12 protein-coding genes are annotated in these 13,068 nt (G+C 52.7%); 5 read left to right on the top strand and 7 right to left on the bottom strand.

Translation table 11 applies throughout. The features are described from left to right. Window positions 1–41: 41 nt before the first annotated feature. Window positions 42–494 carry a DUF1198 family protein gene (locus tag JSN25_RS05575; protein WP_038635635.1) on the bottom strand — a complete coding sequence of 151 codons (453 nt, stop codon included), beginning with the start codon at window positions 492–494 and terminating at the stop codon, window positions 42–44. Between the two features lie 19 nt (window positions 495–513). Then, window positions 514–1,269 carry an IclR family transcriptional regulator gene (locus JSN25_RS05580; protein ID WP_038635638.1) on the bottom strand — a complete coding sequence of 252 codons (756 nt, stop codon included), beginning with the start codon at window positions 1,267–1,269 and terminating at the stop codon, window positions 514–516. Window positions 1,270–1,514: 245 nt separating this feature from the next. On the opposite strand from JSN25_RS05580, the gene JSN25_RS05585 reads away from it, so the two are divergent. The 5 genes from JSN25_RS05585 to JSN25_RS05605 all read left to right on the top strand — a co-directional run bounded on the left by JSN25_RS05585 (window position 1,515) and on the right by JSN25_RS05605 (window position 6,890). After that, window positions 1,515–2,414 (top strand): dihydrodipicolinate synthase family protein, encoded by a 900-nt coding sequence (locus JSN25_RS05585; RefSeq protein WP_087857247.1) that lies wholly within the window; start codon window positions 1,515–1,517, stop codon window positions 2,412–2,414. A 21-nt stretch (window positions 2,415–2,435) separates the two neighbouring features. Continuing rightward, the gene (locus JSN25_RS05590; RefSeq protein ID WP_085049135.1) at window positions 2,436–3,953 is read left to right on the top strand and encodes a UxaA family hydrolase; all 1,518 of its coding nucleotides are present in this window, start codon (window positions 2,436–2,438) and stop codon (window positions 3,951–3,953) included. Between the two features lie 63 nt (window positions 3,954–4,016). Then, window positions 4,017–5,327, top strand: coding sequence for an MFS transporter (locus tag JSN25_RS05595; protein WP_051594496.1), 1,311 nt, complete (start codon window positions 4,017–4,019; stop codon window positions 5,325–5,327). A 53-nt stretch (window positions 5,328–5,380) separates the two neighbouring features. Then, complete coding sequence (locus JSN25_RS05600) at window positions 5,381–6,277, top strand: 2-dehydro-3-deoxygalactonokinase (RefSeq protein ID WP_087857248.1); 897 nt, start codon at window positions 5,381–5,383, stop codon at window positions 6,275–6,277. Next, window positions 6,270–6,890 (top strand): 2-dehydro-3-deoxy-6-phosphogalactonate aldolase, encoded by a 621-nt coding sequence (locus JSN25_RS05605; protein WP_038635651.1) that lies wholly within the window; start codon window positions 6,270–6,272, stop codon window positions 6,888–6,890. Before JSN25_RS05600 ends, JSN25_RS05605 begins: the two co-directional genes overlap by 8 nt. 47 nt (window positions 6,891–6,937) lie before the next feature. Here JSN25_RS05605 and uhpT read toward each other — a convergent pair whose 3' ends face one another. From uhpT to JSN25_RS05630, 5 genes are all read right to left on the bottom strand, one after another. Continuing rightward, window positions 6,938–8,329, bottom strand: coding sequence for a hexose-6-phosphate:phosphate antiporter (gene uhpT, locus JSN25_RS05610; protein ID WP_038635654.1), 1,392 nt, complete (start codon window positions 8,327–8,329; stop codon window positions 6,938–6,940). A gap of 142 nt (window positions 8,330–8,471) precedes the next feature. After that, complete coding sequence (uhpC, locus tag JSN25_RS05615; RefSeq protein ID WP_042311488.1) at window positions 8,472–9,800, bottom strand: MFS transporter; 1,329 nt, start codon at window positions 9,798–9,800, stop codon at window positions 8,472–8,474. Between the two features lie 9 nt (window positions 9,801–9,809). Next, window positions 9,810–11,312: a signal transduction histidine-protein kinase/phosphatase UhpB gene (gene uhpB, locus JSN25_RS05620; RefSeq protein ID WP_150344440.1), complete on the bottom strand. Its 1,503-nt coding sequence runs from the start codon at window positions 11,310–11,312 to the stop codon at window positions 9,810–9,812. Then, a complete protein-coding gene (uhpA, locus tag JSN25_RS05625; RefSeq protein ID WP_038635664.1) occupies window positions 11,309–11,902 on the bottom strand; it encodes a response regulator transcription factor UhpA in 594 nt (197 codons plus the stop codon). The genes uhpB and uhpA overlap by 4 nt, the downstream gene beginning before the upstream one ends. A 145-nt stretch (window positions 11,903–12,047) precedes the next feature. Then, entirely contained in the window at window positions 12,048–13,061 is a 1,014-nt protein-coding gene (locus JSN25_RS05630) for an aldose 1-epimerase family protein (protein ID WP_204525516.1), read from the bottom strand. Window positions 13,062–13,068: the final 7 nt, after the last annotated feature.

Consider the following 13,068-nt stretch of genomic DNA (forward strand, 5'->3'; position numbering starts at 1 on the left):
TTTTGTCGGCCTGATAAGCGTAGCGCCATCAGGCATCACTATCAGTGCAGCCAGTGCACGCCATCTTCAGGTTGGAAAAAGGCGTTATAGCGCATCTGGAACGCGTTAAGCTCCTGCATATCCGGCTCCATTTCACGTAGAAACCCGAGCGCCAGACGCACCTGCGCGTCGGTGATCGGGGCGGCCAGGCGAGATTTTTGTAGCAGGCGGTGCCACTGCAGCAGGTTCTGCTCGCTGCCGTCGACAATGACGATTTGCCAGATTAACAATACCTGGGCGGCATTTTGCAGATGCGATTCATCAGGGCGGTGCAGGTACTGTAAAAACGCCTCCCCCTGTACTTTTCCCATCTGGTCAATCATCGATTCTACTGGTACTACATCAATACTCAGTCGCTCACTCAGACGGCGAATGGCCCGTCGTGATCCGGACGTCAGCACCCGGAAGCCCACTACAAAAACAACCACCAACGTGGCCAGCATTATCCAAATCATTAATGACGATACCGCCCGTTTAAACTAATTTTTCCGAGAGTGACTGACAGGCTTCGCGCACCCACTGCGAATATTGTGGAATACAATTTTTTGGCATTTGTAGTTCAACGCCGCTGATACTTATTGCCGCAATCACGTCTTTATTACGGTTAAAAACCGGTGCGGCAATGCAATAGATGCCAGGGGAGTCTTCGGCGTTATCAAAGACCCAGCCTTGCTCGCGGATTCTGGCAAATTCCTTCATTAATGCTTTTTTGCTGGTAATGGTGGTTTCGGTATACCGTGGCAACACTTCATCAGGCAACAGCTCATCAATTTTATCTTGCGGCAGCCAGGCACAAAGCGCTTTGCCCACACCGGAGCTGTGCATCGGTAATTTTTTACCGACCCAGGTCCGAATGCCAATCGGCTGGGTATTCTCCAGCTTCATAAGATAAATTGGCGCGACTTCATCCAATATACCTAAGTGACAGGTCAGGTCCGTTTGCTGACGCAGTTTTTCCAAAACAGGAAGTGCCGCATTACGAATATCAAATTGTTCCAACGAACGATTTCCCCATTCGTACAGCTTCAAGCCCAAAAAGAAACGTCCCTTTTCCAGGCGCAAAAGATGATGCGCAACCAGTGCATTTAGCAGGGAAGACGTGCTGCTTTTTGGTAATGCCAGATCCTGCTGAATCTGACTGAAGGTCGCTCCTGGGGAGTTAAAAAGATAATTACAGATTTTTACTGTCTTATCCAATGCGGGAACAGAGGTCGTAATGTCTTGGTTCATGCGCTATTAATCTTTTTTATTCATAGACTCTGCACAGTATACCGCAATCACTTTTCTCAGGAATGCGGCTTTTTTGCACATACGCAAACTGGGCTCTATTACCTAAATTTTATACCCACAAACCCGATCAATCTCACAGTTGTTCATTTGTTCTGCAAAAAACGTTGACGAACGATTTGGATATTTGCTGTACTAACTTCAATATACAGAACATGAGTTCCATATATAGAACTAAAGGAGTGGCAATGTTGAACATTTTTAAGGGCATCTTCCCGCCAGTACCGACTATCGTTGACGAAAGCGGGGAATTGGATCGCGCTGGAATGGCAGTAATGATTGACCATGTGATTAGCAATGGTGCCGACGGAATGCTCATTCTGGGCAGTGGCGGCGAATTTTCCCATTTCTCGTCCGAACAAAGAAAGCAAATTGCAGAGTTTAGCCTGCAGCATGTTGCCGGTAGAGTTCCTGTTCTTATTGGTATCGCCTGCGCCAGCACAGCGGAAACTATCCAACTTGGAAGGCATGCTGAAAACGCGGGCGCAAAAGGAGTACTGGTAGTCAATCCTTATTATGCAAAACTCAGCGATGAGGCCCGCTTTACGCATTACAAACGAATTGCTGAAGCGCTAAGCATTCCCGTCTTCTTATATAATTTTCCAGAACTAACTGGCCAGGATATTGGTATAAATGTCATCACTCGCCTTGCCCGCGAAGTACCAAATATCGTTGGCATTAAAGATACAATTGATAACATTAGCCACACCAGGGAAGTTATTAATCAGGTTCACTGTTTCCGCCCAGATTTTATCATTTTTAGCGGCTATGACGAATATTTACTTGATACATTATTACTCGGTGGACATGGCGGCATTCCGGCAACATTTAACTTTGCGCCTCATATTACACGCGGAATTTATCAGGCGATTCAGCAGAACGATCTCGCTACCGCCAAAGTACTTCAACAACAACTTGCCGGATTATCACCTTTATATGCCTTAGAACAACCTTTCTTTGCCGTTATCAAGACCGCCATTAAATTAAGTGGCGTGGATATATCAACTGCAGTTGTCCCGCCAGCATTACCGTTAAATGAAGAAAAAAGAGAACAGGTTAAAAATATATTATCCCGTATTACGGTATAAACCAGCATGAGAGCAAAGATAATGAACATCAACCCTGTATTAAAATTGAATCCCAAAGATGATGTGGTTATCGCAAGGCAGGCTGTCCCCGCAGGCACCCGGCTTGAAGAAGAGCACATTACTGTACTCAGTGATATTCCCGCAGGGCATAAAATCGCCCTGCATGCACTGAAGGTTGGCGATGCGGTCAGACGTTATGGGCAAATTATTGGCTTCGCAACTCAGCCCATTAAGCCTGGCGAACACATCCACATGCATAATTTGGGAATGGGTGACTTTGAACGCGACTATGCCTGGGGTGAAGATTGCCATTCACCTTCTCCAGCCCCTCAACAGGATACCTTTATGGGTATCCGCCGCGCCGATGGCCGTGCAGCTACACGTAATTACATCGGTATTTTAAGCTCCGTAAACTGTAGTGCCACGGTCGTAAGAGCTATTGAGGATCACTTCCGTCTGCAGGGTCTTGCAGATTACCCGAATGTTGATGGCGTGGTGTCATTACCACAAAGTTTTGGCTGTGCTATTGGCTCTAAAAGTGAATCAATGGACGTCATGAGACGTACGATGGCCGGTTATGCCACCCATGCTAACTTTGCCGGCGTAATCATCGTTGGACTGGGATGCGAATCCAGTCAAATTCAAGACATGATGAATGCCCATGGACTAGCCGATGGCCCAATGATGCACAGTTATACCATTCAGGATGTGGGCGGTACACGTCACGCCATTGAGAAAGGAATTTCCCTGGTTAACCAAATGTTGCCCGTTGCTAACCAGGTAACACGTCAACCTATCCCTGCATCAGAAATCATACTCGCGCTCGAATGTGGCGGTTCCGACAGCTATTCCGGGATCTCAGCCAATCCAGCTCTGGGCTATGCGGTAGATAAACTGGTGCAACAAGGCGGAACAGCGATTTTATCTGAAACCTCCGAAATTTATGGTGCCGAACATCTTCTTACCCGCCGTGCCGTTTCTCGCGAGATAGGTGAAAAACTCATTGCCCGCATTCACTGGTGGGAAGAGTATTGTCGCCGCACTGGAAGCGAAATGAACAACAACCCTTCGGCGGGTAACAAAGTCGGCGGGCTGACGACAATTCTGGAAAAATCACTTGGTGGTATTGCTAAAGCGGGTACAACCAATCTGACAGAAGTGTATGAGTATGCTGAACCGGTAACCGCGAAGGGTTTTGTCTTTATGGATACCCCTGGATATGACCCTATTGCCGTCACGGGGCAAATCGCCGGAGGAGCAAATCTTCTGTGTTTCACCACAGGCCGAGGTTCTGCCTTTGGTTCCAAGCCGACCCCAAGCTTGAAGCTGGCTACCAATAATGCGCTTTGGCAACGCCAACAGGAGGATATGGATATTAATTGCGGAACCATTGTCGAGGGGGAAGAATCCATTGCAGAAGTCGGTGAACGTATCTACCAGATGATCCTTGAGATGGCATCAGGTAAAAAAACGAAGAGTGAGGAATTTGGCTATGGCAGTCAAGAATTCGTCCCCTGGACTGTTGGCTCCATAATGTAACACTCCACAAGATAATAATACCTCGTACCGCCATACTCATTATGAGTATGGCAAGGAGCCCTTATGTCTATTGTTAACGTAAATACTGAAGAAGAAAAATTAAAGGCAACAACAGTAAGGTGGCGCATATTTATTATTATGCTCTTATTAGGTGCTATTAACTATATTGACCGCACCTCTCTTTCTATTGCCATGCCTTATATTACAGATGAATTTGGTATTACCGATACTCGCGTTGTTGGTGTGATTCATAGTGCCTTTTTCTGGGCTTATGCATTAATGCAAATCCCCAGTGGGGTCATTGCTGATAAATTCAAAGCCAGACATATCATTGCGCTGGCCACTATCTTATGGGGAGCATTTCAAGCCGTTGCGGCTCTGTGTCACTCTATTTTCACCCTTTCACTTTCTCGTCTGGGGTTAGGCGTCACTGAATCTCCAATCATGCCCGCCGGCGCGAAGTTAATGGGCACATGGTTAACGCCAACCGAACGCGGACGTGGTTCGATGCTACTTGATGGCGGCGCGCCATTGGGTACGGCGCTGGGTGCGGTGATCATCGCCGGACTTATTGCCTTTTTCGACTCATGGCGTATGGCATTCGTGGTGGCTGGTGTGGGAACAATGATTGTCGGTTTACTGGCCTGGTGGTACATCCGCACTTATCCATCAGAACACCCCAGCATCAATAAAGCTGAACTAGACCATATTGTTGCGGCAAACGGTGCTGAAACCAGTAGCAAGAAATACCGTCTGGCCGATATCAAACCTTACCTGAAACAACGTAATGTGATTGCACTTATCTGTGGCTGGGTCTGCTATAGCTTCGTGTTCTATGGCCTGATGACATGGCTACCGCTCTATTTCCAGGCCACCTACGGTTTTGATATCAAATCGATGGGCGGAGCAATGGCGCTGATCTTCCTGCTGTGTTTTGTCGGCCAACTGACTGGCGGCTACATTATGGATAAATGGCGCAGCAAAGGAGCAAAAACAAGCCGCGTTATGCATACGATGTTGGCGATTTCGGCTACCACCGCTGGTGTTGGTATTTTCCTTTGCGCACAAAGCTCGACGCCAGCCGTCGCAATTACCTTGCTCACTATTGCCCTTTTTCCCCTGCGATGGGCCAGCGTTTACTGGTCAATACCCGGACTACTGGGCGCACAATCAGTTGCAGGCACCATTTGCGGAACCATGAACTTCACCAGTAATTTGTTTGCAGCCATCCTGCCTATTTTTATTGGTTTCCTGGTGCAATCCACGGGGAACTATTACGCAGCGATGATGTTCTTTGCGCTGGCTGCTGTGGGTTATCTCATCTGCTCGCTGCTGATCAACTTTGATAAAAAAATGGTCATTACTGACGAGTAATCCGCCTGAATCTGGCCCGTTTACGGGCCATCTTTCAACATCAGGAACGATGTATGTTCAATTCAGAGAATTTCATTGCCGTAGACTGGGGCTCAAGCAACCTGCGCATTTGGGTCTATCAACAGAATCAATGTGTCTGGCAACACGTCAGTCAGAATGGGGTACTCAAACATCAACCAGGTGTATTCAAAGACACCTGGTTAACACTGCTCAGTTTGTGTCCGCGGCCATTAAACACAGATACAACCGTCATAATGAGCGGAATGGTGGGCAGTAATATCGGGTGGGTAGATAGCCACTATTTACGCTGTCCAACCCCGTTAAGTGCATTATCACAGCATCTAACAAAGGTTGAAGATGCGGGCCCTTTTCCCACTTTCATCGTTCCTGGCCTGCAAATTGCCGGGCCGGAAAACTACAACGTCATGCGTGGAGAGGAAACTCAGCTTTTTGGCGCCTTAGCTGATGAGAACTGGTACGTATTCCCGGGAACACACAGCAAATGGGTGCAGGTACAAGAGAGTAACGTCTGCGATTTTCAAACCGTCATGACCGGCGAGTTTTTCCACTTACTTTCACACTACTCCATCGTTGGGAAAAACGCCGAGGAACAAAACAAGAACGAACAGGCTTTTTTAGCAGGAGCCGAACGCGGCTGGCAGGAAACATGTTTATCCCGCAGCCTATTTGATCTGAGAGCCAGAATACTCACCCATACGTTGTTACCCGATACGCTTTACGAATCTCTGTCCGGGTTATTGATTGGCCATGAAATAGCACAAATGCTACAGCACTATGCCATTAACACTGAAGAAGAAGTCATTCTGGTGGGCAATGACGATTTGCTCAGCCGCTATCAAAGCCTGTTTCATCATTTCGGTTATCGCTGTCGGCTGTGTAACGGTGAAAAAGCATTTATTAATGGCATCAGGAGACTTTTAAATGAATAGTCGTAACCCTTTGGTCGCAATTTTACGTGGGGTGAAGCCCGATGAAGTGCTGGCCCATATTGATGCACTTATCACAGCCGGATTCAGCACAATAGAAATACCGCTGAATTCGCCAGACTGGCAACGTAGTATTGCTCTTGCCGTGGAACATTATGGTCATACAGTAAAAATCGGTGCCGGAACGGTCACTAATGTCAGTGATGTCAGCACACTCTCTTCGCTGGGATGTGCATTTATCCTTACGCCCAACACCGATCCGGAAGTAATTGATACTGCGCGAGCGGCCAAAATGACCACCTGCATCGGCTGCCAAACAGTCAGCGAAGCATTTGTTGCATTCCGGCATGGCGCGGACGGATTGAAAATTTTCCCTGCGGGGGAACTGGGACCGAATTACATCCGGGCATTAAAAGCCGTTTTGCCTCCTCAAGTCCCTTTGTATGCCGTTGGCGGAATTAGGCCAGACAATTTGTCCCATTACCTGAAGGCAGGTTGTTTCGGTGCCGGCTTAGGCAGCGATCTGTATCGTGCCGGACAATCTATCCACCAAACAGCCGCAAATGCGAAGGCATTTATCGAGGCTTATAATACTTTCTGTCAGTCTCAGGCATAAAAAAGCCCGCCATTAAGGCGGGCAAAAGTTACCAATGCACACTTAACTCAAGCAACTTTCAATTGTTGAATCTTTTTCTCACGGCGAATTTTACGTTCTTCAAACACGGCCACGATAGCCATCAGGCAGATACAGCCGATGGCGGCGGTATCCAGCGCGGCAAAGGTGCCCGCCCAGCCGGTGAGACCGAAAATCGGCGTGCCGTCGGCAATCATCCCGAGCCCCAGCTTGGCGAAGCTGTCGCCAATCAGGTAGGCGAAGGTGCCTTTAATCCCGTCGGCCGCACCGATCGCTTTTTTCGGCACAAATCCGACGGCGGCAACGCCGATTAACAACTGCGGGCCAAACACCAGGAAACCGAGCGCAAACAGCGAAGCCAGATAGACGTACTGGTTGCTGGCGTGCTGGTAAACACCCAGCGTCGCGATGATGAGTGCCAGCGCCACGCAGGCCACCAGCGCACGACGACCGTTAGCGAGATCGGAGAGCCAGCCCCACAGCAGCGTGCCGACCAGCGCGCCCACTTCGAACAGGGTAAAGCCCTGAATTGCCACCTCTTTGGAGAGTTTTAGCTCCTGGAAGGCGTAGACGGTGGACCACTGGTCAATACCGATACGCACCACGTACAGGAAGATGTTGGAGAAGCACAGCAGCCAGATCACTTTGTTTTTCAGCACGTACTCAACAAAGATCTGCCATTTGGTCATCTCGTTTTCTTCGGTCTCTTTGTCCTCTTCGCTGATCTCCTCGCCGAACAGCTCTTCGGCTTTACCGAGGCCATAAGATTCCGGGGAGTCGCTGCCGTAGCGCAGGCCGATAAAACCGACAATCAGGGCAATAATCGACGGGAAGATAAACATACCGATAACGTGGCCATCGAACAGGTAATTCGCGCCGAACAGCGCTACGCCCGCCGCACCCGCACCGCCGAGGTTGTGGGAAATATTCCACATGCCGAGGTAGGAACCGCGCTTACGGCGTGGCGTCCACTTGGTGATGGTGGAATAGCTGCACGAGCCGCCGGTGCTCTGGAAGAAACCGCTCAGCGCGTAGAAGGCGATCATCAGGAACAGGCTGGTTGACCCCGCGCCCATGCTGGCGCTGAAGCCGAGCATACAAATTGCGGAGAGGATCAGCATAAACGGCAGGAACTGCTTGGTATTTTTGCCGTCCGCGTAGTAGGAAACCACGGTTTTACCCACGCCATAGGTGATGGAGAAGCCGAGGCCAATCATCCCCAACTGCGTCATGCTGAGCCCGTAGGTGGAGATCATGTCGTTTTGCGCGATGTTGAAGTTTTTGCGGATCAAGTACATGGTCAGGTAGCCGATAAAGACCACCAGATAGGACTGCATGAACGGTTTGAACCACATTTTGCGCCGCACATCGAGCGGCAGATCCAGGGTCGGCTTGCGCACCTGGTTGAGAAAGGCCAGCATTTGACACTCCCGAGCTGATTTTTTTACCTGCGAATGGCAGGCATTGTAAAAATCAGACGGGAGACACGCCTGAGACAGCGTCCAGGTGAAACCGGGAATATTTCTTAGTTTTGCCTAACTCGGGGCAAAAAGGTGAGGTGCATCACGCTTCGTTGAGATCGCGCGGTGCCTGGGCGTTTAAGAACGGCAGCAACAGCAGTGCTGAGATGCCGGCCGCGATGGCGATCACCACAAAGAATCCGCTCCAGTGCCAGACTTCCATCACCTTCGCCAGCGGCCAGCCAGAGAGCGATGCCCCCAGATAAGCAAACAGGCCGACAAAGCCGGTCGCCGCGCCCGCCGCCTCTTTGTGCGAGCACTCCGCCGCCGCCATGCCGATCAGCATCTGCGGGCCAAAGACGAAGAAGCCGGTGGTGAAGAAGCACGCCGCCTGCATCACGTAGCTGGCGAATGGCATCAACCACAGCGAGCCCACGGAGAGCAAAATTCCGGCGGCGAAAATCAAGTTCATCGGCCCACGATTGCCGTTGAATAGCTTGTCCGAGCCCCAGCCCGCCACCAGCGCACCGATAAACCCGCCCAGTTCAAACATGGTGACGGCGGTGTTGGCGGTGACCAAATCGACGCCGAGCGTCTCCGACATATACAGATTGCCCCAGTCGTTGATCGCCGCGCGTACCACGTACACCAGCACATAGCACAGCGACAACAGCCAGATATATGGATTGAGCAACACATATTTGGTGAGGATCTCTTTACGAGTTAACCCCGCGCCCTCCTGCTGCTGGGCAATTTCCAGCTCATCGTGCCGCCAGTCGCCAATCGGCGGCAGACCAATCGCCTGCGGCCTGTCGCGCAACCGCCAGCAAAGAAAAACGCCCACCACGATCGCCAGCGTACCGGCAATCATCATCCCGGCGCGCCAGCCGTAATGCAGCGCTGCCGCCGCCATGACGATCGGAATCAGCGCGCCGCCGACGTTGTGTGCGGTGTTCCAGATTGCCCACCAGCCGCCGCGCTCGTTGCGCGAATACCACGCGGTGAGCAGACGGGCGCACACCGGCGCGCCCCAGCCCTGGAAGAAGGCGTTCAGCGCCCACAGTACGGCAAAGGCCCAGACCGAGGTTGAGAAGCCGAACAGGATGTTAACCACGCCGGTGGCGATAAGCCCAATGCCCATAAAATAGCGGGCGTTGGAGCGATCGCTAACAATGCCGGAGACAAATTTCGACAGCCCGTAGGTGATGTAAAACAGCGTCGCCAGCAGGCCAATATCGCTGCGGGTCAGCACGCCGCTGGTGATAATTTCCGGCACCGCAGCGTTAAAGCTTTTGCGCGTGAAATAAAACAGCGCGTAGCCGAGCCAGATAGTCAGCAAAATATGCCGCCGCCAGTAACGGTAGCGGGCGTCCACTTCCTGCTTGTCGGTGATAAGCGGCGCGCTGGCCGGAGCTTTTAAAAACTGAAACATGGCCGTTCCTTAGGCGTAGCGCTGGGGCAGCGACACGCTGACGCGCGTACCGTGCATACAGGAAATCGTGAGTGAACCGCCGAGCGCCGTCACCCGCTCGCGCATACCGGTGAGGCCGAAACCCTGCGGGTTCGACCCCGGCGGCAAGCCGCTGCCGTCGTCCTCAATGACCAGCATCAGCCGCTCATCCTGCTGCCAGCCCTGGAGCGTCACCGCGCTGGCATTGGCGTGCTTCACAATGTTGTTCAGCCCTTCCTGACAGACGCGAAACAGCGTCACGCGCTGGCTTTCGCTCAGCAATGACTCATCAATTCGCCAGTCAAGGTGGCTGACGATACCGCGACTTTCCAGCTCCATTTCGCGCATCAATGAACGGATGGCCTGTTCCAGCGTGAGATCGTCCAACTGTCGCGGTCGCAGGCGACCCAGCAGGCGGCGCACCGAATCGTACACGCCCAGAGACAACTGCTCGATATGCGCCCCGCTTTGCTTAACGCCCGCGTTCTCGGGGGCCAGGCGCTGTACGATACCCGCCTGCGTACGAATGGCGGTGATGGTCTGGCCGATATCGTCGTGCAGCTCGCGCGCCACGTCGCGGCGCACGCTCTCTTCGGTCTCCAGCAGACGTTCCGCCAGCCGATGATTACGCGCCAGCTCGTTTTGCAGCGACTGGTTAAGCTCACGCAGCCGCTGAATACCCGCGCCGAGCAGCAGCCCGGTCAGGCTTTGCACCAGCAGGGAGAGCAGTAAATCGACCGGGTGATCGTGCCAGGTCTGGCTGGCAATCAGCGCGATGGCGTTCATCAACGTCGCAATCAGCGCGCCTTGCCAGCCGTAATGCCAGGCGAGCGCAATAATCGGTAAAGCGAGACAAAACGGCGTAAAGCGCGAAAGCTCAGCGGGCAAACCGAGCTGTAGCCACAGGCTGACGGTGAACAGCAGCAGATACCAGACCAGATGTCGCCCGCGCCAGTTCACCGGCTGCGACACCAGAGCCGGGCCGAGCGGCAGCCAGGTGGTGCTGGTGAGGTAGTGCCAGAACACCAGGCAGATCGGCGCCAGCGTTAATCCGCCGGTCAGGGTCAGTAACAGCGCATTCCACGCTTCCTCCCCCTGCCCCAACCACGGCAGCGATTGCAGCAGCGCCGCCGCCGTCAGCGCTGCGCCCTGCAACAGCAACGTGCGCCAGTCGCGTTGATGGCGGTATCGCGAAATCAGCATCACCGGGAGTAGCGTGAGGGCGCTTCCGATCATCAAAAGTGGCAAATGAGCCAGCGCCACCTCCTGCGCCAGCCAGTACATCAACAGCCATTCCGCGCCCAGCAGCACCGGCCAGTAACCGCGCGGACATTGCAGCATTAATCCCAGACGCAGGCCAAACGGAAACAGCAGTACCGCCAGCTCCGGACGTTCGACCAGATGCAGGCTGATGCTCCACAGGCAAAACCACGCGGCGGAAAAAATAAAGAAACAGGCGACAACGGTAATCAACCGGGAGAAAAGTGCGTTCATTGCCAGCCGTCAAACATCCGGCGCGCCAGTTCAACATCGTTGCTGACGTTCAGCTTTTCCATCAGGTTGGCGCGATGAACGTGCACCGTTTTCGGCGACAGCCCCAGCTCGGCGGCAATCTCTTTCACCGCCATCCCCTGCGCCAGCTTCTCCGCCACCTGACGCTCACGTTTGGTCAACGGATCCTGACGCCCGGCCGCCAGCTTGACGGCGATGTCCGGCGTCAAATAGCAACCGCCGGTCGCCACGGTATGCACGGCGGCAATCAGTTCATCCGGGCTACAGCGTTTTGAAAGAAAGCCACGCGCGCCTGCGTTGAGCGCCTGCTCGACCAGTGCCGGGCTGTCGTGGACGGAGAGCATGATGATCGCCATCCCTTTTGGCAGTTGGCTGAGTAGCTCCAGGCCCGAGATATCGGGCATCGAGATATCGCAAATACACACCTGCACGCCGCGCCCCGGTAAACCGGCCAGCGCCTCGCGCCCGGAGCCAAATTCCGCCACAACCTGCAAATCAGCTTCCAGCCCCAGCAGTTGGGCAAAGCCGGAGCGGACGATAGTGTGGTCGTCGATAAGGGCGATGGTGATCATGGGTTTGTCCTGGGGCCGGGAAACGCCTGATGGCGCTGCGCTTATCAGGCCTACGGGCAGGTAGGCCGGATAAGGCATTTATGCCGCCATCCGGCAAAAACGCTTACCTTAACGATAAGCGCTTTGGTGTTCAAGCCTTGAGCGATCAGGCTATGCCTGTCGTGATGGTAAATGTCCGGGTGTGCTGCGGTTCTATTTCAATCAAGGTGCCATTGCGTTGTGCCGCCAGGAATCCTTCGGGTCGACAGGTTGCAGGCAAGGCGAATGCCGCAACCTGTTGATCGCCGTTATACAGGATCCATCGCGTCACATAATTCAGCTCCGCGCTGGAGAAGCGTGTAACGAACGTGGTGCCATCTGGTGCTATCATGCTAAATTCCGGCTTATCTGTGTACCTGTCCAGTTGGTCAGCAAAGAAGACAATTTCCGGATCGTAAAAATGGGGTTCATTGAGCCGCGCCAGAGAAGCCTCGCCCTGCACAATCCGCTGATTAAACGCCAGCCATTGCTCAGTCGGCTTAACATGCGCGGGTATCGACTCACGCAGCTTCATGGCCTCATCCGGAATATTCTGGCTGAAGGAGGCTTCCGGTACGTAGGCATAGTTCATATGGCACATGTACTGCAACGGCATTGCCACTGAGGCGAGGTTGGTAACCGCCATCTGAATATCAAACAGCGCGCTCGCTTTGTGCATTACCACCGCAGGATGCGCCTGATAATGATGACCGAACCCCATCACATACTCATAGCGTCCACCCACGCGCAAATTCTCACCCTCCAGCTCCAGCCAGGCTTCATCCATCGCGGCACAAGCCATTTCACCGTGCAAAGGATGTGAATCTTCTGGCGATGGGCAACCATTAGCCAACAGACCTGAGTGGAAGGCAAAACAGCCGTAGGTCGCCACCACTTCCGCCGCCGGTTTTGGCTGACTGAACATGTTACGCATGGTCAGGTCATGGCCATCAAACTGAGCATCCCAGATCATTTGCCCCATCCAGGGCAGAATAACCAGATGTCCACGACTGTTTTCTACCTTCAGCCCTTCCACTCCGCTGGCGTAACGAAATGCGGTAACCGTGAAGTCGCTATTCTTCAGTAAGATTCGCGGATGCTCTGCAAAGAGTTCTCGCCACAGCGTTATACGTGTTGTCATGATCGCT

It is taken from the genome of Citrobacter cronae (genome assembly GCF_016893685.1).
Taxonomy (GTDB): Bacteria; Pseudomonadota; Gammaproteobacteria; order Enterobacterales; family Enterobacteriaceae; genus Citrobacter; species Citrobacter werkmanii.

Coding starts and splice junctions, on each gene's coding strand:
- JSN25_RS05575 (WP_038635635.1), bottom strand. CDS start 494: ATGATTTGGATAATGCTGGCCACGTTGGTGGTTGTTTTTGTAGTGGGC.
- JSN25_RS05580 (WP_038635638.1), bottom strand. CDS start 1,269: ATGAACCAAGACATTACGACCTCTGTTCCCGCATTGGATAAGACAGTA.
- JSN25_RS05585 (WP_087857247.1), top strand. CDS start 1,515: ATGTTGAACATTTTTAAGGGCATCTTCCCGCCAGTACCGACTATCGTT.
- JSN25_RS05590 (WP_085049135.1), top strand. CDS start 2,436: ATGAACATCAACCCTGTATTAAAATTGAATCCCAAAGATGATGTGGTT.
- JSN25_RS05595 (WP_051594496.1), top strand. CDS start 4,017: ATGTCTATTGTTAACGTAAATACTGAAGAAGAAAAATTAAAGGCAACA.
- JSN25_RS05600 (WP_087857248.1), top strand. CDS start 5,381: ATGTTCAATTCAGAGAATTTCATTGCCGTAGACTGGGGCTCAAGCAAC.
- JSN25_RS05605 (WP_038635651.1), top strand. CDS start 6,270: ATGAATAGTCGTAACCCTTTGGTCGCAATTTTACGTGGGGTGAAGCCC.
- uhpT (WP_038635654.1), bottom strand. CDS start 8,329: ATGCTGGCCTTTCTCAACCAGGTGCGCAAGCCGACCCTGGATCTGCCG.
- uhpC (WP_042311488.1), bottom strand. CDS start 9,800: ATGTTTCAGTTTTTAAAAGCTCCGGCCAGCGCGCCGCTTATCACCGAC.
- uhpB (WP_150344440.1), bottom strand. CDS start 11,312: ATGAACGCACTTTTCTCCCGGTTGATTACCGTTGTCGCCTGTTTCTTT.
- uhpA (WP_038635664.1), bottom strand. CDS start 11,902: ATGATCACCATCGCCCTTATCGACGACCACACTATCGTCCGCTCCGGC.
- JSN25_RS05630 (WP_204525516.1), bottom strand. CDS start 13,061: ATGACAACACGTATAACGCTGTGGCGAGAACTCTTTGCAGAGCATCCG.